Genomic DNA, 20,437 nt, shown 5'->3' on the forward strand with positions numbered 1-20,437 from the left:
ACTACGACGGGTTGCCCGGGGGGCGGTAGATCTTCGGCCGCGGTGCCGATTCGCCGGGCCGGAAAATCCGCGGCGACGGGCCGGACAGCACCGAGGTAGGTGCCTCATGCCTGCCCCCGGCAGCCCCGAACCGGGTGGTGCTGGCCTCCGATGGTGGTGGCGCCATGCCGGGCCGGGTCGGGATGGGCGCGGCCGGGCGCCCCGGTCCGGGTGAGCCCGCGGTGGGCCGCTGGCCGGGTCGCCGTATCCGGCGCCGAGGTTTGCGGATACGTCCCGCGATGATGACCGCGGCGAAAATGCAGAAGGCGAGTCCGCAGAGTGTCACGTCGAACATGCTGTCGATCTGTTGCGCCAGGTTGTTCCCGTAGACCGGGTTGACCGAGACCTGATCGAAGCGGGGCGCCAGCAGTACGCCGAGGACGACCCGGGAGATTGCGAGGGTGAACACCAGCCCGCTCAGCCAGACCAGCAGCGACGACCGCAGCGGTCCGCTGGCCAGCTTGGCGCGCAGCCACCACGCCAACACCCCGGTGGCGAGAGCGAACACCGCCAACGTCATGGTGTCGTAGCGCGAGAACGGGTAACGCAGCATCACCGCGACGGCCAGGTCGGTGAATCTCATCAGCACCGAGCCCAGGCACCAGACGATGATCAGCGCCAGGCCTTTGCGGATGGCGGCCCGCCACAGCTCCCGGTCCGACCGGGTCTGGGCGGAGCTGAACAGGGCCAGCGGCGCGAACAGCGCCGCCGCGCCGGCCCAAGCCAGGTATCCCTCGTACCCGACGCCGGCCGTGGAGGTGTTCTGCGCGATGCCGTGGAACGCGTCGATCTCGCGGCCGCCCGGCAGGGTCCACACGACGATGCCGGCCACCACGCTGGAGGCGCCCAGGGCCAGCGTCGCCAACCGGGATCCGTTGGTGTTGCGCAGGATCCACCGCGACGCGACCAGCACGGCGGCCAGCGCCACCGCTCCGTAGACGACGGAGGTCAGGATCACCGCGATGTTCTGGGTGCCGAATTCCCCGGAACCCTCGACGCCCTGCAAGGCGTAGCGCAACCGCCAGCACAGGTTGAAGCCGGCGCTCAGCGCCGCCCCGAACATCGAGACGTAACCGATGAACCGCGCGGCCCGCAGCCCCCGGGCGTACCGACTTTCGTCGATGACCGGACTGACGAACACCGGCTGCGCACTGAGCAGAGCGCCGGCGAACCCCAGCCAGGCGCCCGGTCCGACGCCCCCCGGCACATGCACCTGGCCACCGAATTCGATCGATTGGATCGCGTCGAAAACGATGAAGCCCACGATCACCAGCACGTAGGGAAGGTTCAGGCTCAACCGCAGCTTGGCGAGCTTTGCCGGGTCGAGTCGGGCACGCGACACCGCGATCGCCGTCAGCGACAGCAGCGTCACCACTCCCACGACGGCCCACAGCACCGCTCTGCTGCCCGGGATGCCCAACCCGAAATACAGGTTCCACGGGAACAGCGGTGCCAGCAGCAATAGGACCACCGCAACGAGGTCGCGCAGGGTGTTGCGCTTGGCCAGCTGCGCGGCGGCTTCCCGCGCCGGTGCGGGGCGCTGCGACGTACCCGCGGCGGGTGGCGGTCCGGGCGGCGCCGTGCGAGTGCCCGCGATGGGGCCGGTCGGCGCGTCGTCGCTGTTCAGGCTCACGGTGCCCCCCAGGGTTTGAGGTCGGGTGCTGCGGGTGCCGCGTTGGTCTGGCGGCAAGGGAACCCCCTGCCGGGGCCACTGCGTTGTTCGGTTGCGAACATATTCTCCATTCGGACGACGTGGCAGTGGCTGAGAGCAGGCTATGAACAGCGGAAGGATTCGCTATGCCCGGCCCCGCCGGTTGAGAATGCGGTTACGCTGCGCTCATAGGTGCAAACCTTGTCGCCTGAATGACGAATAGTGCCTGACGGTATCGCAGTGTAATTATGCCGGGACATCGCTGGTTGTGGGGTAACCAGCTGAAGGAGAGCCGCAATGGACGTCGTGTTGGGGGTGGCGGTCACGGACCGGGTCGCACGCCTGGCTCTGATCGACGTGGCTGCCCGCCGTGATGAGGTCATCGACCAGTATTCGATCAATCTGCCCGCAGACTCGGTCGGGATGCTGACCGACACCGTGGTCGGCACCAGCCGGTTGCTGGCCGACGAAGGGCACCGGCTGTTCGCGACCGAGTTGTGCTGGTCCGACCACTATCAGGCCGAGCGCTTACGGCAGGCGCTGGACTACGCGGGCGTGCCGAATGTGCAGCTGGTCCCGGAGTCGCAGGCGGCCATGCGGCCGGTGGGTCCCGGCCGCGCCGCCGCTGTGGCGTTGCTGTTCGGCAGCCACCTGTCCAGCCCGATGGCATCCGGTGACCCGTCGGCGCCGGCGACCATGATGTCGGCGACGCCGATGGACGGCAATTACGGCGCGGGCCCGGACGCGACGATGGCTGCCCCGGCGTTGTCTCCCGATGCCACCATGGCCGCGCCCGCGCTGGGCGGCGACGGTGGCTACGGCTCCGGTCCCACGGGGTCGGGATTCGACCAGTCGGCACCGCCCGTCGATGGTGGCGGCTTCGGGTCCGCCAACGCGACGATGGCTCAGCCGGTGTTGCCCTCGGATGGCGGCTCATCCAGCTCGGCCGGCGGCTTCGGCCCGTCCGGCTCGGGCGTGGACCAGTCGGCGGTACCCGGCGACGGTGGCGTTTCCGGTCCGGTGGGCGACGGCGGCGGCTATGCGTCGCCGATCGAAGATCCGCACCTGCCCCCGGACCACGGCGGGTTCGGCCCGTCGGGTTCGGGCGCGGATCACTCGGCGTTCCCGGCGGATGCGACCACGGCCAGCCCGATCTGGGGCGACGGCGGGGCGAACGCCCCTCAGGGGGTCACGTCCGACGACATGACTCTGGTCTCGTACTCGCACTCCTACACCGACCCGAGTGCTTCCCCGGGCGACCCGGGTCTGGCCGGTGACGCGAACCCGCATGCGTATTTCCATTCGGGTGCGCCCGCGGGTGACCCGGGGACCCCGGGAGATGCAACCGCATACATGCAGCCCGCCGACGGGGGTCCGCCGGGGTCGGGCGACGAGCAGCTGGCGTATTCGCAGGCCGGCGAGTACGACATCCTGCCGGTCGACTCCGACGGCCTCGACGAGTACGGCGACGGGTACGCCGATGAGTACGACGACGGGTTCGACGAGGATGACCCCGAAGCGGCCGGTGGCCAACCGCAGAGTCTGCGGCGGCTGCTGATCAGCAATGCCGTGGTCGGGTTCGCGGTTCTCGGCTTCGCCTCGTTAGCGGTCGCGGTGGCCGTGACCGTCCGTCCGACCGCGGCGTCGATGCCGGTCGAAGGTCACCAGAATGCGCAGCCCGGCAAGTTCATGCCCCTGTTGCCGACGGAGCAGCAGGCGCCGGTGCCGCCCCCACCGCCTGAGGCGCCCACCGTCGGGTTCCAGGGCGGCACAGTTCCCGCTGTTCAGGCGCCGCCGCGGCAACAGAGCCCGGTGCCCGGTGGGACGCCCGCCGCTCCCGTGCCGAATCAGGCGCCGGTCGCTCCCGTGCCCATCCCGGTGCCGATCATCGTTCCGTTCCCGGGCTGGCAGCCGGGCATGCCGACCTGGCCGGTGGTGACGCCGCCGACGACGCCGTACACCACACCGGTCACCACCACGGCGCCCACGACGACTGCTGTCACGACGCCGCCCACGACTGCGCCGACCTCACCGCCCAGCACGACGGCGGTCACCACCGAGCCCACCACTACGCTGCCCCGGACGACGACGATTCCGCCCACCACGGCGCCCCCGTCGACGGCCGTTCCCACCACCGCCGCTCCCCGGCAGACAACGGTGGCACCGCAGCCGACCCAGGCGCCACAGCCGACCCAGGCGCCGCAGCCGACCCAGGCGCCGCAGCCGACCCAGGCGCCGCAGCCACGGACGCAGGCCCCGCAGACTCAGGCGCCGCAGACGCAGGCACCGGCGCCGCGCACGCAGGCCCCGCAGACACAGGCGCCGGCGCCGCGCACGCAGGCCCCCCAGACGCAGGCGCCGCGAACGCAGGCACCCCAGACCCCGCGGGGTCCGCGGTAACGCCGGTTAGCGCGCCGCTTCGAATCGTCGTGCCAACGCCGCCCGGTCGAGTTTGCCGATCCCGCGGCGCGGCAGGTCTGCGACGATGTGCAGCTCGCGAGGCGCCGCGGTGATGTCCAGGGTGTGATCGGCATGGGTCCGCAGCGCCTCCAACGTCGGGGCCGTCGACCCGGGGCTCACCACGATCGCGGCGACCACCCGCTGGCCCAATCGGGCATCGGCAACTCCGAAGACAGCGCAGTCGGCGACTGCGGGGTGGGTGCGCAGCGCCGCCTCCACCAGATCCGGCAACACGGTGAGCCCCCCGGTGCTGATCGCGTCGTCCACTCGGCCGAGCACGGTCAGCGTCCCCGAATCGTCCAATGCGCCAAGGTCATCGGTGACGAACCAGCCCGGTTCGGCGAACGGGTCGGGGTTCACCGGATTGCGGTAACCGCGGGCCAGGGTGGCACCGCCCAGCACGATGCGGCGGTCGGCGCGCACCCGCACCTCGACCCCGTCCAGCGCGACACCGTCGTAGACGCAGCCGCCGGCCGTCTCGCTCATCCCGTAGGTGCGCACCACGGTGAGACCGGCACTCGCCGCGGCATCCAGCACCGGTCGCGGCGTCGGCCCGCCCCCCAGCAGGATGGCGTCCAGCTCGGCCAGGGCGGCGGTGGCTGCGGGATCGGTCAGCGCCTTGGCCAGCTGCGCTGCGACCAGCGATGCGTATCGTCTGCCAGGCCCCAATCGTGTTATCGCAGCGGGCAATTCGTCGATGTCGAAGCCGCCCGACACATCGAGTTCCACCGGCGGTGCACCGGCGACGACGCTGCGGATCAACACCTGCAGCCCGGCGATGTGATAGGGCGGCACCGCCAGCAGCCAACGGCCCGGTCCGCCGAGACGGCGGTGGGTGGCCGTCGCGCTCGCGCGCAGCGCCGCTGCGGTCAGCAACGCGCCTTTGGGTGCACCGGTGGTGCCCGAGGTCGTCACCACCACGGCCACGTCGTCGTCGATGGCCTCGCCGACCCGCAGCGCGCGCAGCAGAGCGTCGGAGTGGGGTTGGTCCGGTACCGCGACCAGCGCGGGATCCTGCCCGTCCAGGACGCGCCGAAGGGCGGGCAGCAGCAGTGCGGTGGCCGAGCCCGGCGGGACGCGCAGCTGCCGCAGGATAGCTATGCGCGGTCTCCGTTGTCCCGGGCGTCGTCGAGCGGCCAGCCCTTGGTGGCCAGTCGGGCTCGCACCCGTTCCACGTCGGCCGGAGTCGGCAGGTCGTCGGTGAGCTGAGTGATTGCGACACCGATGTCGATGTTGTCGACGTTGAGCTCGCCGCGCCGCATCAGTTCGCTTGCGACGGCTTTGATTTCGTCGTTCGTCAACCGGCGTGCCAGCAACGCGAGCACCGCAAAGGAGTCCGTCGGTGGTATGCCTTCGGGATAGCCGGCCCGCAACCACGACACAATCGAGCTGAGGAATCGGTTCATCGTTTGATCAATTTACCCGGCAGGACGGCCGGAAAACCTAGGTCGACCAGGTTTGCGTCGTCACAGCTTGGCCCCCAGGAACGGATAGTGAGTGTGATGCGCGATGAAGTCGCGCGCGATGTAGAGCACCCCGAAGATGACGACGCCGACAACCAGGGCATAGATCGTCCAAGCCAGCACCACCAGCGCGGGATTCCGTTTGTCGGCGTTGACGTTTCCGGTGCCCACGGCCTGCAACCGGACACCCAGCGCGAAGATCCCCGGCAGGGCCGCGCCGGCGAGCAGGCTGAACAGCAGGATCTTCAGGGTGGCTTCGTAATTGAACCAACCGGTCATGAGGCGTTCCTCGCTGGAATCTGGTCGTCGGTGCCGAACTCGGTTGGCGGGGATGGCGGAACATCAGGTGGCTCGACGCCGGCGACCTCGAGGCCGGCGGTGACGCTGCCCTCCCACGCCTCGTTGACGTTCCGGTGGTCGACCTTGACCTTGCGCGACTGGCGGTAGATGGCGGCGGACACCCCGACCAGCAGGCCGAAGCCGATGATCGCGCCGGGATAGCCGCCGATGAGGTGCACTATCCAGTACGTGAGCGCCCCGACCAGCCCGGCCAGCGGCAGCGTGACCAGCCATGCGGTCGCCATCCGCCCGGCGACACCCCAACGCACCTCGCCACCGGGTTTGCCCAGTCCGCTGCCCATCACCGAGCCGGTGCAGACCTGCGTGGTCGACAGCGCGTAGCCGAAGTGGGCGGACAGCAGAATGACCGCCGCCGAAGATGATTCGGCAGCCATGCCCTGCGGGGACTTGATCTCGACCAGGCCCTTGCCCAGCGTGCGGATGATCCGCCAGCCGCCCAGGTAGGTTCCGGACGCCATCGCCACCGCGCAGGCGACGATCACCCACAGCGGCGGCACGGTGGCGGTCTTGCTGACGGCGCCGTAGGAAATCAGCGCCAGGAAGATGATGCCCATCGTCTTCTGGGCGTCATTGGTGCCGTGCGCCAGCGAGACCAGCGAGGCCGAGCCGATCTGGCCGCGCCGGAATCCGGCCTCGGTGCGCTCGATCGGGACGCCGCGGGTGATTCGGTAGACCAGCCAGGTGGCCAGTGCCCCGACGAAGATGGCCAATAAGGCCGAGACCACGGCCGGGATGATCGCTTTGGAGATGACACCCTTCCAGATCACCCCGTGACCGCCGACCGCGGCGATCGTCGCACCGACGATGCCGCCGATCAGTGCGTGCGAGGAACTCGAGGGGATCCCGAGCAACCAGGTCAGCAGGTTCCAGACCACGCCGCCGACCAGACCGGCGAACACCAGCTCCAGGGTCACGATGTGCGCATCGATCAGCCCCTTGGCGATCGTGGCAGCCACCGCGGTCGACAGGAAGGCGCCCACCAGGTTCAACACCGCCGACAGTGCCACCGCCACTTTGGGCTTGAGCGCGCCGCTGGCGATGGAGGTTGCCATGGCGTTGCCGGTGTCGTGGAACCCGTTGGTGAAGTCGAACGCTAATGCGGTGATCACGACGATGATCAAGAGGAACAACTGGAGGTTCACAGGGCCTGATTCTGGTGCTCGGAGTGTTCGCTTGTCGAACCGGTGACTAGGCAAAAAGCAGGAATATCGCGAGACGTTGCCAGATGTTACCTAGCAGTTCACCTTCGGTTGGTGCGCGCTCACTGCCGGGTATCCGTCCGCAGCGGATGACCCCGCGGCACCTCGATGAAAATCAGCGCAACGCCGTCCGGATCGGTCACGTGCATCTCGTGCAGGCCCCACGGTTCTTGCCGCGCCTCCCGCGCGATCGGCACCCCGCGTCCGCGCAGTTCAGCCTGGGTTGCCTGCAGGTCGCGCACCTGCAGCCACAGCGCGCCGGGAAACGGCCCGCGGGAGTGGTCCGGTTCGTCGTAGCCGGTCAGTTCCAGTAGCGACTGGCCAGCGAAAAACACTGTCCCTGCCCCGTATTCACGTGCGATGGCCAGCCCGATCTCGTCCCGGTAGAAGCTCAGCGAGCGCTGGTAGTCCGTCGGCCGCAGGAGCATCCTGCTCGCCAGAATCTCCATCCTTCGTGTCTAGCACGTGTCACTCCCGGCGGTCGTTGCGCGTCTGCATCAGGGTGTTGACCCAGCGCGGGCCGACGGTGTTGAGCGCCTTGGCCGCGATGGCCATTCGCGGCGCTATCTGGACCGGCCGGGTACGCGCCGCGGTGATCATCCACTCGCCTGCCTCCCGGGGCGTCAGCGCGGGCAACCCGTCGTAGGCCTTCGTCGGCGCGATCATCGGCGTGGCGACCAGCGGGTAGTACAGGGCGGTGGAATGCACACCTTTGGGGCCCCATTCGGTTTCGGCGATCCGGGTCACCGAGGTCAGCGCGGCCTTGGAGGCGTTGTAGACCGCGAACAGCGGGGATGCCTCGTTCAGCACCCCCCAGGTGGAGACGTTGATGATGTGCCCATCGCCACGCTCGATCATCCCCGGCGCCAGGCCGCGCATCAGCCGCAACGGTGCGTAGTAGTTGAGCACCATGGTGCGCTCGACGTCGTGCCAGCGGTCCAGCGACTCCGCTAGCGGTCGGCGGATGGACCGGCCGGCGTTGTTGACCAGGATGTCCACCCCGCCGATGCGCCGGTTCACCTCGGCCACCAACGCGTCGACGGCTGCCATGTCCGAAACGTCGCATGGTAGCGACAGCGCGGTACCGCCCGCGGTGGTGATCCGGTCGGCCAGCGCGTCCAGTAGATCCTGGCGGCGGGCGACGACGACGACCGTGGCGCCGCGCTCGGCGAAAAGTTCGGCTGCCGCCTCGCCGATTCCCGAGGACGCTCCGGTCAGCAGGACGCGCTTGCCGTCGAGGTCGACGGGTCGGATCGCCGGTCGGTTGAGCAGCACTTGCGGCGAGGCGGGCGGGCGCATGCTGGCCAGCACCAATTGGTCGGTGAGGCGGCGCAGCGGACTCTTACTCATCAAGCGAGCGTAGTGAGGGCCGCTTGACGCTCGGCGTCCGGCGACGCCTCAGAAGTACCGCGGGAACGGGCTCCAGTCCGGTTTGCGCTTGTCCAGGAAAGCGTCGCGGCCCTCCACGGCCTCGTCGGTCATGTACGCCAGCCGGGTCGCTTCGCCGGCGAACAGTTGCTGACCCACCAACCCGTCGTCGAGCAGGTTGAACGCGTACTTCAACATCCGTTGCGCCTGAGGCGATTTCGCGTTGATCTCGGAGGCCCACTGCACTGCAACGGTTTCCAGGTCGGCGTGGTCGACCACCTCGTTCACCGCACCCATCCGGTGCATCTGCTCGGCGGTGTAGGGCCGGCCCAGGAAGAAGATCTCGCGGGCGAACTTCTGCCCCACCTGGCGCGCGAGGTACGCGCTGCCGTAGCCACCGTCGAAGCTGCCGACATCGGCGTCGGTCTGCTTGAACCGCGCGTGCTCGCGACTGGCCAGGGTGAGATCGCAGACCACGTGCAGGCTGTGCCCGCCACCCGCGGCCCAACCGTTGACCAGGCAGATCACCACCTTGGGCATGAACCGGATCAGCCGCTGCACCTCCAGGATGTGCAATCTGCCTGCCCGGGCCGCGTCGACGGTGTCGGCGGTGTCCCCGGCGGCGTACTGGTAGCCGCTGCGACCCCGGATGCGCTGGTCACCGCCGGAGCAGAAGGCCCAGCCGCCGTCCTTGGGCGAGGGCCCGTTACCGGTCAGCAGCACCACGCCCACATCGGGGGACATCCGCGCGTGGTCGAGTGCCCGGTACAGCTCGTCGACGGTGTGCGGCCGGAAGGCGTTGCGCACCTCGGGTCGGTCGAACGCGACCCGGACCGTCGCGTCGGCGACATGGCGGTGGTAGGTGATGTCGGTCAGGTCGTCGAAGCCGTCCACGACCTGCCACTGTGCTGCGTTGAATGGGTTGTCGCTCAAGGCTGTTGAACTCCGTCCTGGTCGATGCTCAAGGCTCCGCAGCTGATCGTCTGGGCGCTGACCACCACCGGGTCCTGCGCGGACGTGGCGGTCAGGGTATCGGACCGGCCCGTGGCGGCACGGGTTCCGTCGAGGTTGATCTCGGTGCGCCGAACGGTCCATTCGCCGCCGCTGTCCAGTGCCTGCAGCCCGACCAGGCGGCGCCCGTCGCCCAGATCACTGCAGCCGACGCCGGTGCCGTCGTCGCGCAGGTTCTCCAGGTCGAAGACGAACGGCCTGCCGTAGTGCTCGTCGACGACGACCTGCAGGCGGCAGTCGGCGAACGCGTACAGTCGCGCGCTGCGTCCGTCGCTGACGATCACCTGGTGTCGGCCGTCGCCTTGGGCCTCAATAGCCAATGCCCGCAACGGAATCGGGCTCGCCGAAGTGATGTCGACCTCGGTGCGCGCGCCGCTGGCGGTGCTGACCCCGACGACACGGCTCGTGGCGCCGTCGGCGCTCTGCATCGTGCCGATGAACAGTGCGTCGGGCAGCCCGTCCCCGTCGAGATCGCCCACCTGTCGCTGCACGCTGGCGGGCGGGAGCGCGGCCCCACCCGGGGGGCAACCCGCGGACGCCTGTGAGACCGGTGCCGCGAGCAGGCCGGCGGCGAGTAGCGGCACCGCGGGTAGCGCGCGGTTCATCGGATCGGTTCGAGACGGAAGACCGCACACCGCCCGGCCAGCGCCTCGAATTCTTCGGGGCGCCCGTCCTTGATCAGACCGGAGCGTTTCATGAAGCCGACACCGCTCGGCACTTCGGTCGGAAACGCCCGCAGCACCGGCTTTGCCTCCGCCGGGGACAGCTCCACCGCACGGATGCGCTCGGTGCTGCGTCCGCGCTGCAGGGTGATTTCCCTTGCAGCCCTTACGTTCAAGACCCAGTCGGCACCCGGGAAGCCGCCCACCACATACTGTCGGCCGGCCAGCGTCATCGGCGTCACCGGTGTCGAACGCGGTGTGCCGGACCTGCGGCCGGGCACGGTCAGTACGACGGGACTTTCGCCACCGAACGTGAGGCCGAGTTTCGACAGCTGGATGAACACCGTGTTGACCGGCTTGAGCCACCAGGGCGGCTTGATCCGTTCAGCCATGACTGCCACCCTAGCGTCGGCAATCAGCCCACGGCGCGTCCGGCGCCTTCCCAGAACCGTGCCCGCACTGCCTTCTTGTCCGGTTTGCCCAGCCCGGTCAGCGGCAGCGAGTCGACGATCTCGACCCGCTTGGGCGACTGCACCGAACCTTTGCGTTCCTTCACCGCGGACTGCACCTCGGCGGTCATCTTCTCGATCGCGGCGTCATCCCGGGCGGCGTCGGCACGCAGCACCACCACCGCAGTGACCGCCTCACCCCACTTCTCGTCGGGCGTGCCCACCACACACACTTGGGCGACGGCCGGGTGCTCGGCGATCACGTCCTCGACTTCGCGGGGGAACACGTTGAATCCGCCGGTGACGATCATGTCTTTGACCCGGTCGACGATGAAGTAGAACCCGTCCTCGTCCTCACGGGCCATGTCACCGGTGTGCAACCAGCCGTCCCTGAATGCCTCGGCGGTCGCCTCCGGCTTGTTCCAGTAACCGCCCGCCAACAGCGGTCCGCTGACACAGATTTCGCCGGGCTCACCCTGGGGCACGGGCTGCCCGTCCTCGCCGAGCAGCGCGACCCGGGCGAACAGCGTGGGGCGTCCGCAGGACGTCAACCGCTTCTCGTCGTGGTCGGCCTTGGCCAGGTAGGTGATCACCATGGGCGCCTCGGATTGGCCGTAGTACTGGGCGAAGATCGGTCCGAACCGGCGGATCGCTTCGGCCAGCCGCACCGGGTTGATCGCCGAGGCGCCGTAGTACACGGTCTCCAGCGACGACAGGTCGCGGGTCTGCGAATCCGGGTGGTCCATAAGCGCATACAACATCGACGGCACCAGCATGGTGGCTGTAATGCGTTGCTCCTCAATGACTCTCAGCACTTCGGCCGGGTCGAATTTGGCCAGCACCACCATTTCGCCGCCCTTGACGACCGTCGGCGTGAAGAACGCCGCACCGGCGTGCGACAGCGGCGTGCACATCAGGAAACGCGGGTGCTCGGGCCACTCCCACTCGGCGAGCTGGATCTGCGTCATGGCCGCGATGTTGCCGGTGGTGCCCATCACGCCCTTGGGCTTGCCGGTGGTGCCGCCGGTGTAGGCCATGCCGCCGATGTGGTCGGGCGGCAGGTCGGCGACGACCAGTGGCTTGGGCTCGAACTTGGCCGCCTCGGCGGACAAGTCGACCGCCACCTCGCTCAACTGCTCGGGCACCGGGCCGATGGTCAGGATCTGCGTGAGCGAGTCGACCTTCTCCAGCAGCCCCAGCGCGCGTTCGACGAACATCGGGTTGGGGTCGATGATCAGCGCACTGGCGCCGGCGTCGGAGAGCACGTAGGCGTGGTCGTCCAACGAACCCAGCGGATGCAGGGCGACGCGACGGTAGCCCTGGGTCTGACTGGCGCCCAGGATCATCAGCACCTCGGGACGGTTGAGCGACAGCAGGCCCACCGTGACTCCGGTGCCGGCGTTCAGCGCCTCGAACGCCTGGACGTACTGGCTGACCCGCTCGGCCAGCTGGCCCCCGGTCAGCGTGGTGTCGCCGAGGAACAGCACCGGCCGGTTCTTGTGGCGCTTGAGTGCACCCGCGAGCAGGTGGCCGTTGTGAGTGGGGTTTCGCAGCAGGTCGTCGCTCATAGGGTCAGACTAGAACGTGTTGCAATTCGGGTCGGCCGCACCCTCGATCCGTAGTATCGGCCCACATGAGTGCCGCTGACACCGTCATCTTCGGGACGGTACTGACCGTCGACGAAAAGCACCCCGACGCAGAGGCGCTCGCCATTGCCGACGGCCGGATCCTCGCCGTCGGGACCCGTTCCGAGGTCGGCGGGTTCGTCGGTCCGGACACCCGGATCGTCGACATCGGGGACGGCTGCGTGCTGCCCGGCTTCATCGAGGCGCACGGTCATCCGCTGATGGAGGCCGTCGCGCTGTCGGACCGGATCGTCGACATCCGCCCGGTCACGATCCGGGATCCCGACGACGTGGTTGCCACCATCCGGCGCGAGGCCGCCCGCCGCGGCTCTGACGGCGCCTACCTCAACGGGTGGGACGCCCTGCTGCAGCCCGGACTTCCCGAACCCACGCCGGCCTGGCTGGACGGCATCGCGCCGGACGGGCCGCTGGTGATCATCCACAACTCCGGGCACAAGGCGTACTTCAACTCGCGTGCCGCGCAGCTCAATGGCCTGACCCGCGACACCCCCGACCCCAAGGGCGCCAAGTACGGCCGCCTCGCCGACGGCGAACTCGACGGCACCGCCGAGGAGATCGGCGCGGTGTTCCCGCTGCTCGGTGGTGCCATCGCGGCCGACAGCTACCCGGACATGCTGCGCGCCGAGTGCGCGCGGCTCAATCGCGCCGGGCTGACCACCTGCTCGGAGATGGCCTTCGACCCCAAGTTCGGTCCGCTGGTCGCGGCGCTGCACGACGAACTGACGGTGCGGTTGCGCACCTACGAGGTGTCCAACGCCCAGTTGCACTCCGATGCGACACCCGGCCAGGGTGACGACATGCTGCGTCAGGTCGGCATCAAGATCTGGGTCGACGGCTCACCGTGGATCGGCAACATCGCGCTGTCGTTTCCCTACCTGGACACCCCGGCCACCCGCAGCGCGGGGATCAGGCCGGGGTCCTGCGGCTGCGCCAACTACACCAAGGAGCAGCTCACCGAGATCGTCGGCGCCTATTTTCCGCGTGGCTGGCAGATGGCCTGCCACGTCCAGGGCGACGCCGGGGTGGACACCATCCTCGACGTGTATGAGGGAGCGCTGCAACGCCATCCGCGCAACGACCATCGCCTGCGGCTCGAGCACGTCGGCGCGATCCGCCCCGAACAACTGCAGCGGGCCCACGACCTCGGCGTCACCTGCAGCATCTTCGTCGACCAGATCCACTACTGGGGCGACGTCATTGTCGACGGGTTGTTCGGCCCCGAACGCGGCAACCGCTGGATGCCGGCCGGGTCGGCGGTGGCCACCGGTATGCGGATCTCGCTGCACAACGACCCACCGGTCACCCCCGAGGAGCCGCTGCGCAACATCAGCGTGGCCGCCACCCGGATGGCGCCCAGCGGCCGGGTGCTCGCTCCCGAAGAGCGGTTGACCGTCGAGCAGGCGATCCGAGCGCAGACCATCGACGCCGCCTGGCAGTTGTTCGCCGACGACGTGATCGGCTCGATCGAGGTCGGCAAGTACGCCGACCTGGTGGTGCTGTCCGCCGATCCCCGAACCGTGCCGCCGGAACAGATCGCCGATCTCGACGTGCGCGCGACCTATCTGGCGGGACGCCAGGTTCACTGACTGCCGGTGCGCGCGCGGGCTGCGGCGAGAAGCTCGTCGACGGCCGCGCCCAGGCACTGCTCGTAGACCTCGGGGTCGGGCAGCGCGGCGCGGTCGGCGGTGAAGCAGAAGGTCACGCGGTTGCCGTAGCTGCCGATGCCGTTGTTCAGGCCCATACCGTCGAGCACCGGGCCCAGGCCGGTGGTGTCGACCATCTGCGCGCCGCAGAAGTACATCGGGGTCAGCGGTCCGGGAACGTTGCTCACCAGCGTGTGGGCGACGACGGCGCGCCCGCGCCGGCTCAGCGCGCGCACCGCGGCCCGCTGGACCGTGCCCATCAGCCCGCCGAGGGCTTCCTCCGACATCTCGATCAGCGAGCGCACGGGATGCGCGCCGGATTCCTTGACGTGCGCGGTCGACGTGACGATGCGCGCCAGGCGTTCCAGCGGGTCGGTTTGGTCGGTCGCCATCGTGATGGGCGACACCGCGTATTCGTTGCCGCTGGTATTGGTGCTGGTCGCCGAGCTCGCCGCGCCGGTGGCGCGGGTATTGGTCGGCCGGACCGAGATCGGCATCATCGCCACCAGCGCCTGGTCGGGCAGCTCGCCCTTGTCGGCGAGGTAGCGGCGAATGGCCCCGCCGACGATGGCCAGGCCGATGTCGTTGATCTTGGCTTCCGGCATGGCGGTACGGATCTCTTTGAGGACATCCAGCGTGGTGTAGGCGGTGCCGAAGACGCGGTGTGGCGACACGATCTGGTTGAAGCGGGTCGCCCTGGGCAGCGACGCGGGCGAGGTCACGTCGGGGTCGCGGTTGTCCTGCACGAGGGTGGGCAGTTGGCGTGCGACCTTGCGGACCCGGCCCAGCACGTCGAAGGGGCGGATGACGCCGTGCAGCGCCGCGCGGCTCAGCAGCTCGACGTCCGACGGGGTGGGGTCGGGCTTCCAGTCATAACCCTCAGGCACCGGCGGCGGCGTCCCGTCGGGTTCGTGGGTGTGGATTGCGGTGAGGATCTCGGCGCCGGCGACTCCGTCGATGGCGGCATGGTGGATGCGTAGGAACACGGCGAAGGCACCTTCCGGCAGGTGGTCGACGCCGTCGAGGCCGTCGATCAGGTACAGCTCCCAGGGCGGCCGGGTCAGATCAAGGGGCCGGGCGTGGATGCGGGCGATCTGGGTGCACAGCTGCCGCCAACTGCCGGGCCGGGGCAGGGCGATGTGCCGGACGTGGTATTCGAGGTCGAAGTCGCCGTCCCGGATCCACCACGGCCGGTCGACGCCGAACGGTACGTGCACGAGTCGCTCCCGGAAGCTTTCGGCGACATGCAGACGCGCTTCGACGTAGCGCAGCACCTCTTCGTAGGTGACGGGCTCGCCGTCGCGCGTGGACGGGTCGTAGATGCCGACGATGCCGACGGTGTTGTGGGCGTTCGCGGTGTCCAGTGCCACCATCGTCCAGTCAGCGCTGGACAGCTGACGCATGGTTCCTCCTCAGGTGCATCCCGGCTAGTGTCGCAGTCCGCACGAGGTGAGGACCGAGGCGATGTGGTCGTCATAGTCTCTCCCGCGCCACGCGGTGAGGTGGCCGCGCGGCCGCCAGGCGATCGACGGCTGGTCCCAGTGCCGCCAGAGTTCGGCGGCGCCGCGGGGCGGGGCGATCCCGTCGACCTGACCGGCCACGATGTGGCGCCGTTCGTGGGGTACCAGGCAAGGCCGGGCAAGCGGCGACACGACCCGGTGCACCAGCGCTGAGCGATCGTCGTGCACCTGACGGTGCAACCGGCGCTTGGCGGACGTCAGCGGGACGGCTTCGCGCATCGACGCGGCCAGGTCGCTGGTGGGCACGACCGCGACCAGGCAGGCGAGGTCACCCTCGAGCGTCGCCAGCAAGCTGATCACGTAGGAGCCCAGAGACAACCCCAACACGCCGACCGCAGGCGCCTGCTGGTCGTCGCGCAACCACTGCAGCAGTCGGCGAATGTCCCACACGGCCTGGGTGAGCCCCAGCACGTTGTTCGTCGCGAAGACGTTGGAGGCGAACTGTGCGTAGGGGGAGTAGCCGCAGGCACGAGACCCGTGCAACGGGAGTGCCGGGAGCGCCACGTTGATGCCGAGCTGCTCGTGCAACCGGCGCACCCGCAGCATCCGGAGATCGGAGGGCCGTCCCATGCCCTGTCCGTGGACGGCGACCAGCCACGGTCGGGGCGCGCCGGGGTGACGCAGCAGCCGGACCGGCACCGTGTGGTTGGCGGCGAACGACCGCCAGCGCTCGGCGCCCGGTTCGCCCGCCTCGGGCTGCCAACCGCTGTCGAACCGGACGAGCTCGATCCCCTGCAGTGAGTTCGTCTGCACGTCAGGGCTAGGCGGCTGTCGATGCCGGCGACCCGGGTCGTCGAGCCAGCCGGCGTCCCGGTAATACGCCACGGCAGCGTCGAGTTCGGCCGATGCCACCGCATAGTGCTCCGGCGATCCGAGCGACGACAATAGCGGCATCGGGCCGGCGGCCAGGGCGTCGAGGGCGGCAGCCACCCCCAGGCCGACCGACGGCCGTGGCACCGGCACGCCGTCCCGCGCAGTCACGCCGTTGCGGGTCGCGGTCGTCACCCGCGCGACCTCGCGCGCGCCGGCCGCACCGACAGCTGCCAGCGACGCGGTCGCGACGGTCAGACCCCACCGGGTCGACCGCCTCACCGTCGCGCTCGTTCGGCAGTCATCGATCCTCCGGCCGCACTTGTGAAGAATTAACTTCTCTATTTTGGAGAATCACGTTATCACATGCGGACGCGCGGTCGGCCAGAATTTGAGACCCTACGAGGGTGTCCCCGCTCCCTACCGTCGACGACCTGCTGGACCGGCTGCACGTCGTGGCACTGCCAATGCGGGTGCGCTTTCGCGGTATCACCACCCGCGAGCTGGCGCTGATCGAGGGCCCGGCGGGTTGGGGGGAGTTCGGCGCCTTCGTCGATTACGAACCGCCGGAGGCCGCGCACTGGCTGGCATCGGCGATCGAGAGCGCGTATCTGGAGGCGCCGCCGGTGCTGCGAGACCGCGTTCCCATCAATGCCACCGTTCCCGCCGTCAGTGCCGCCGAGGTGCCCGAAGTCCTGGCCCGGTTCCCCGGCGCGGGTACCGCCAAGGTGAAAGTCGCCGAGCCGGGACAGAGCCTGGCCGACGACGTCGCCCGGCTGAATGCGGTGCGCGCGTCGGTTTCGACCGTGCGGGTGGACGCCAACGGCGGCTGGAGCGTGGACGAGGCGGCGCGGGCCGCTGCAGCGCTCACGGCCGATGGCGCGCTGGAGTACCTCGAACAACCCTGCGCGACGGTGCCCGAGCTCGCCGAACTGCGCCGACGGGTCGAGGTACCCATCGCGGCGGACGAAAGCATCCGCAAGGCGCAGGACCCACTGGCCGTGGTGCGTGCGGGAGCCGCCGACATCGCGGTGCTCAAAGTTGCTCCGCTGGGCGGGATTTCGGCGATGCTGTCGATCGCCGAGCAGATCGACATCCCGATCGTGGTGTCCAGTGCACTCGATTCCGCCGTCGGTATCGGCTACGGCCTGACCGCCGCCGCGGCGTTGCCGGAGTTGCGTCATGCCTGCGGGCTGGGCACCGGCAGATTGTTCCTGGACGACGTTGCGGACGTCGCTGAACCCCTCGACGGCTGCCTACCGGTCGGGCCGGTAGCACCCGACCCGGCGCGGCTGCAGGCGCTGGCCGCGCCCGCAGAGCGGCGGCGGTGGTGGATCGACCGGGTCAAGGCCTGCCACCCGCTGCTTGTACCGTCGAGCGAGTGATCAACCTGGCTTACGACGACAGGGGAAACGGTGAACCCGTCGTCTTCATCGCCGGTCGTGGCGGTGCCGGCCGCACTTGGCATCTGCACCAGGTGCCGGCGTTCCTGGCCGCCGGGTACCGCTGCGTCACATTCGACAATCGGGGGATCGGTGCGACCGAGAACGCCGAAGGTTTCACCACGGCGACCATGGTCGCCGACACCGCCGCGCTGATCGAGTCGCTGAATCTGGGTCCGGTCCGCCTCGTCGGGGTGTCGATGGGATCGTTCATCGCGCAGGAACTCATGGTGGTGCGCTCGGAGTTGGTCAGCTCCGCGGTGCTGATGGCCACTCGCGGTCGGCTGGACCGCTCACGCCAGTTCTTCGGCCAAGCTGAGTCCGATCTCGACGCGGCGGGGGTGCGGCTACCAGCCACCTATGACGCGAAAGTCCGTCTGCTGGAGAGCTTTTCGCGCAAGACCTTGAACGACGACGCCGCGATCGCGGACTGGATCGCGATGTTCAGCATGTGGCCGACCAAGCTGACTCCTGGATATCGCCGGCATCTGGATATCTCGCCGCAGACCAACCGGTTGCCGGCCTATCGCAACATCGCCGCACCGGTGCTGGTACTCGGCTTCTCCGACGACGTGGTCACGCCGCCGCATCTGGGCCGCGAGGTCGCCGACGCGTTGCCGAATGGGCGCTACCTGCAGATCCCCGACGCCGGGCATCTCGGGTTCCTGGAACGGCCGGAAGCCGTCAATGCCGCGATGTTGAAGTTCTTCGCGGGGGTCAAGGCTTAGGTCAGACCGGATCGAAGCGGTTGATCAGCCAGCGGCCCTTGACCTTCGTCATACCGACCCGCATCGCGCTCGAGGTCTGGTCCGAGTCGGACTTGCCCGTGCTGGTCGTCGTCTGATTGGTGAATACCAGGATCGACGCTGAGTCCTGGGCCAGACTCTCCACCCCGGCCTGTACGACTTTTGCCTTCGCGGTCACTCTCTTCGTGCGAGCGGCTGGTTCGATGATCTGGCGGGTGAACTGGTCGTAGGAGTTGAGGAAGTCGCCGGTGAGACACGCTTTCGCGGCAGCGAAGTCCTGCTCAAGGGTATCGGGCGAATAGCTCAAGATCTTAACGGTTCCGTTGCTCGCGGCGTCGATCGCCGCCTGCCGCGCCGCGGATTGATCAGCCACCACTACCGGGTGGCTTTGTTTCGTCAGTAGTTGCCAACTACCGACGCCTACCGCGACCAGCGTCGCTGCCGTGAGCGCGACGACGAGCAGCCACCATGCGACGCGTTTCATACCGCGAACGCCACGTTCGACACCTTGTAGGTGGCGCCGATCTTGTCGACGCTCAGGATGAAACGCTGCTTCCGCGGGTCTATTGATGAACCGTCGTTGTTGGTGACTTTTGACGTCGCGGCGACCAGCACCTGAGCCGTCGACCCGGTTAGAGAATTCAGCGCCGCGCTGTCGACTGTCCCGACGGTAGTCACCTTCGACTGCTCGACGACTTTGCGGAAATCGGAACTTCGTTGTGCGAAGTCGTCGTGAAATTGGCCGGTCGATCCATCGACAACACGCTGAATGTCGCTGTCGGCTGATTGGTAACTGATACTGGTCAGCCAGACGGTGAACTGCTTGGCGTAGTCGACATACGGCTGCCAGGACGGTGCCGCAGTGGACTTCGGTGCGGGCCGCATCACCTGCGTCACAGCGAAAGCGGCGGCGCCGAGCAGCAGCACGGCCAAGATCAGCGGCACCAGGATCGCCGGCCAGCGGCGTCGGGCGGGGGTCGGCGCCGGATAGGGGTACGGCTGCCACGGGACGGTCTGGTGGGGCATCGGCGGCGCGGGCACTGGCGGCGCGGGCATCTGCTGATCGGGCGGCGGCCAGGGCGTGAAGGCCGGACTCGTCGGTTCGATCGACGCCACGGCCATCGCCGCACCGAGCGCCTGCGCGAAGTCGACACAGCGCGGATAGCGCTGCGCGGGGTCCTTGGCCATCGCTTTCGACAGCACCGCGTCCAACCGTGCCAACTGCGGTCGGTGTTCGGCCAGCAGCGGTGGCGGCGCGGTGAGGTGCTTGCCGATGATCACTGCGGCATTGGAGTGGTTGAACGGTGCAACACCGGTCAACAGGTGAAAAGCGGTGGCCGCCAACGCGTATTGATCGGCCCGACCGTCCAACGGTTGGCCCATCAACTGCTCGGGCGCCGCGTAGACGATCGAGCCGAGCGTGACATTTGTCGCGGTCAATCCACTCACGTCGTCGGCGCGCCGCGCAATCCCGAAGTCGGCCAACAGAATTCGGCGATGATCGACCACGGAGGTGGTGAGCAGGATGTTGGCGGGCTTGACGTCGCGGTGCAGCAGGTTGCGTTGGTGCGCGTAGTCCAGCGCGTCGGCGACGGCGGCGACGATTTCCAGCACATCCTGTTCCCGCAAGCCGGTCGACCCGGCGTCCCGTAACGCGCGCGCGGCGTCGGTGCCCTCGACATAGTCCATGGTGATCCACAGCTGGCCGTCGAACTCGCCGCGGTCGTGTAAGCCCACGATGTGGGGATGCCACAGCGTGGCCGCCAGGTCGGCCTCGCGGTTGAAACGGTCCCGGAACTCGGAATCGTCGGTCAACGCCGCAGGCAGGATCTTCAGCGCTTCCGACCGCGGCAACCGCGGATGCTGCGCGAGGTAGACCTCACCCATTCCCCCGGAGCCGAGCAAACGCAGGATCGTGTATCCAGCAAAGACGTCGCCATCGCGTAGCGGCATAACAGCGCATCCTAC

General features: G+C 68.7%; 19 protein-coding genes. 4 read left to right on the forward strand and 15 right to left on the reverse strand.

All coding sequences use genetic code 11. The features are described 5' to 3' along the window. Position 1: 1 nt before the first annotated feature. Positions 2–1,546 (reverse strand): DUF7937 domain-containing protein, encoded by a 1,545-nt coding sequence (locus AC5Y6Y_RS05545; protein WP_499917931.1) that lies wholly within the window; start codon positions 1,544–1,546, stop codon positions 2–4. A gap of 441 nt (positions 1,547–1,987) precedes the next feature. On the opposite strand from AC5Y6Y_RS05545, the gene AC5Y6Y_RS05550 reads away from it, so the two are divergent. Next, positions 1,988–4,090 (forward strand): DUF7159 family protein, encoded by a 2,103-nt coding sequence (locus tag AC5Y6Y_RS05550; RefSeq protein WP_463825692.1) that lies wholly within the window; start codon positions 1,988–1,990, stop codon positions 4,088–4,090. A 6-nt stretch (positions 4,091–4,096) separates the two neighbouring features. Here AC5Y6Y_RS05550 and menE read toward each other — a convergent pair whose 3' ends face one another. The 10 genes from menE to fadD8 form a co-directional block, all read right to left on the reverse strand. Further along, positions 4,097–5,203 (reverse strand): o-succinylbenzoate--CoA ligase, encoded by a 1,107-nt coding sequence (menE, locus tag AC5Y6Y_RS05555; RefSeq protein WP_473139504.1) that lies wholly within the window; start codon positions 5,201–5,203, stop codon positions 4,097–4,099. 44 nt (positions 5,204–5,247) lie between these two features. Continuing rightward, entirely contained in the window at positions 5,248–5,556 is a 309-nt protein-coding gene (locus AC5Y6Y_RS05560) for a DUF3349 domain-containing protein (RefSeq protein WP_473139393.1), read from the reverse strand. A 60-nt stretch (positions 5,557–5,616) separates the two neighbouring features. After that, positions 5,617–5,892, reverse strand: coding sequence for a hypothetical protein (locus tag AC5Y6Y_RS05565; RefSeq protein ID WP_463825694.1), 276 nt, complete (start codon positions 5,890–5,892; stop codon positions 5,617–5,619). After that, entirely contained in the window at positions 5,889–7,115 is a 1,227-nt protein-coding gene (locus tag AC5Y6Y_RS05570; RefSeq protein WP_463825695.1) for an inorganic phosphate transporter, read from the reverse strand. Before AC5Y6Y_RS05570 ends, AC5Y6Y_RS05565 begins: the two co-directional genes overlap by 4 nt. A 119-nt stretch (positions 7,116–7,234) precedes the next feature. After that, complete coding sequence (locus tag AC5Y6Y_RS05575) at positions 7,235–7,621, reverse strand: VOC family protein (protein ID WP_463825696.1); 387 nt, start codon at positions 7,619–7,621, stop codon at positions 7,235–7,237. Between the two features lie 19 nt (positions 7,622–7,640). Then, complete coding sequence (locus AC5Y6Y_RS05580; protein ID WP_473139392.1) at positions 7,641–8,522, reverse strand: SDR family oxidoreductase; 882 nt, start codon at positions 8,520–8,522, stop codon at positions 7,641–7,643. 48 nt (positions 8,523–8,570) lie between these two features. Continuing rightward, complete coding sequence (locus AC5Y6Y_RS05585; protein WP_463825698.1) at positions 8,571–9,473, reverse strand: 1,4-dihydroxy-2-naphthoyl-CoA synthase; 903 nt, start codon at positions 9,471–9,473, stop codon at positions 8,571–8,573. Then, positions 9,470–10,156, reverse strand: coding sequence for a hypothetical protein (locus AC5Y6Y_RS05590; RefSeq protein WP_473139391.1), 687 nt, complete (start codon positions 10,154–10,156; stop codon positions 9,470–9,472). The genes AC5Y6Y_RS05585 and AC5Y6Y_RS05590 overlap by 4 nt, the downstream gene beginning before the upstream one ends. After that, positions 10,153–10,605, reverse strand: coding sequence for a nitroreductase family deazaflavin-dependent oxidoreductase (locus AC5Y6Y_RS05595; protein WP_463825700.1), 453 nt, complete (start codon positions 10,603–10,605; stop codon positions 10,153–10,155). The genes AC5Y6Y_RS05590 and AC5Y6Y_RS05595 overlap by 4 nt, the downstream gene beginning before the upstream one ends. 23 nt (positions 10,606–10,628) lie before the next feature. Beyond that, positions 10,629–12,230: a fatty-acid--CoA ligase FadD8 gene (fadD8, locus tag AC5Y6Y_RS05600; protein WP_463825701.1), complete on the reverse strand. Its 1,602-nt coding sequence runs from the start codon at positions 12,228–12,230 to the stop codon at positions 10,629–10,631. A 65-nt stretch (positions 12,231–12,295) separates the two neighbouring features. On the opposite strand from fadD8, the gene AC5Y6Y_RS05605 reads away from it, so the two are divergent. Then, the gene (locus tag AC5Y6Y_RS05605; RefSeq protein WP_473139390.1) at positions 12,296–13,894 is read left to right on the forward strand and encodes an amidohydrolase; all 1,599 of its coding nucleotides are present in this window, start codon (positions 12,296–12,298) and stop codon (positions 13,892–13,894) included. Here AC5Y6Y_RS05605 and AC5Y6Y_RS05610 read toward each other — a convergent pair. After that, positions 13,888–15,354 (reverse strand): wax ester/triacylglycerol synthase family O-acyltransferase, encoded by a 1,467-nt coding sequence (locus AC5Y6Y_RS05610; protein WP_473139389.1) that lies wholly within the window; start codon positions 15,352–15,354, stop codon positions 13,888–13,890. The genes AC5Y6Y_RS05605 and AC5Y6Y_RS05610 overlap by 7 nt on opposite strands. 24 nt (positions 15,355–15,378) lie before the next feature. Continuing rightward, a complete protein-coding gene (locus AC5Y6Y_RS05615) occupies positions 15,379–16,563 on the reverse strand; it encodes an alpha/beta hydrolase family protein (RefSeq protein ID WP_473139388.1) in 1,185 nt (394 codons plus the stop codon). Positions 16,564–16,688: 125 nt separating this feature from the next. Between AC5Y6Y_RS05615 and AC5Y6Y_RS05620 the strand changes: the two genes are divergently transcribed. Then, complete coding sequence (locus AC5Y6Y_RS05620; protein ID WP_473139387.1) at positions 16,689–17,666, forward strand: o-succinylbenzoate synthase; 978 nt, start codon at positions 16,689–16,691, stop codon at positions 17,664–17,666. Further along, on the forward strand, positions 17,663–18,451 hold the full coding sequence (locus AC5Y6Y_RS05625) for an alpha/beta fold hydrolase (protein ID WP_473139386.1): 789 nt from the start codon (positions 17,663–17,665) through the stop codon (positions 18,449–18,451). The genes AC5Y6Y_RS05620 and AC5Y6Y_RS05625 overlap by 4 nt, the downstream gene beginning before the upstream one ends. A 1-nt stretch (position 18,452) precedes the next feature. Here the strand turns inward: AC5Y6Y_RS05625 and AC5Y6Y_RS05630 are convergent, their stop codons facing one another. Both AC5Y6Y_RS05630 and AC5Y6Y_RS05635 read right to left on the reverse strand, forming a co-directional pair. Next, positions 18,453–18,953 (reverse strand): Rv1363c family protein, encoded by a 501-nt coding sequence (locus AC5Y6Y_RS05630; protein ID WP_473139385.1) that lies wholly within the window; start codon positions 18,951–18,953, stop codon positions 18,453–18,455. After that, positions 18,950–20,422, reverse strand: a complete 1,473-nt coding sequence (locus AC5Y6Y_RS05635; RefSeq protein WP_473139384.1) for a serine/threonine-protein kinase — start codon at positions 20,420–20,422, stop codon at positions 18,950–18,952. Before AC5Y6Y_RS05635 ends, AC5Y6Y_RS05630 begins: the two co-directional genes overlap by 4 nt. Positions 20,423–20,437: the final 15 nt, after the last annotated feature.

The sequence above is a fragment of the Mycobacterium sp. NGS24 genome (genome assembly GCF_059813065.1).

Coding starts and splice junctions, on each gene's coding strand:
- AC5Y6Y_RS05550 (WP_463825692.1), top strand. CDS start 1,988: ATGGACGTCGTGTTGGGGGTGGCGGTCACGGACCGGGTCGCACGCCTG.
- AC5Y6Y_RS05560 (WP_473139393.1), bottom strand. CDS start 5,556: ATGAACCGATTCCTCAGCTCGATTGTGTCGTGGTTGCGGGCCGGCTAT.
- AC5Y6Y_RS05565 (WP_463825694.1), bottom strand. CDS start 5,892: ATGACCGGTTGGTTCAATTACGAAGCCACCCTGAAGATCCTGCTGTTC.
- AC5Y6Y_RS05575 (WP_463825696.1), bottom strand. CDS start 7,621: ATGGAGATTCTGGCGAGCAGGATGCTCCTGCGGCCGACGGACTACCAG.
- AC5Y6Y_RS05580 (WP_473139392.1), bottom strand. CDS start 8,522: ATGAGTAAGAGTCCGCTGCGCCGCCTCACCGACCAATTGGTGCTGGCC.
- AC5Y6Y_RS05590 (WP_473139391.1), bottom strand. CDS start 10,156: ATGAACCGCGCGCTACCCGCGGTGCCGCTACTCGCCGCCGGCCTGCTC.
- AC5Y6Y_RS05595 (WP_463825700.1), bottom strand. CDS start 10,605: ATGGCTGAACGGATCAAGCCGCCCTGGTGGCTCAAGCCGGTCAACACG.
- fadD8 (WP_463825701.1), bottom strand. CDS start 12,230: ATGAGCGACGACCTGCTGCGAAACCCCACTCACAACGGCCACCTGCTC.
- AC5Y6Y_RS05605 (WP_473139390.1), top strand. CDS start 12,296: ATGAGTGCCGCTGACACCGTCATCTTCGGGACGGTACTGACCGTCGAC.
- AC5Y6Y_RS05610 (WP_473139389.1), bottom strand. CDS start 15,354: ATGCGTCAGCTGTCCAGCGCTGACTGGACGATGGTGGCACTGGACACC.
- AC5Y6Y_RS05630 (WP_473139385.1), bottom strand. CDS start 18,953: ATGAAACGCGTCGCATGGTGGCTGCTCGTCGTCGCGCTCACGGCAGCG.
- AC5Y6Y_RS05635 (WP_473139384.1), bottom strand. CDS start 20,422: ATGCCGCTACGCGATGGCGACGTCTTTGCTGGATACACGATCCTGCGT.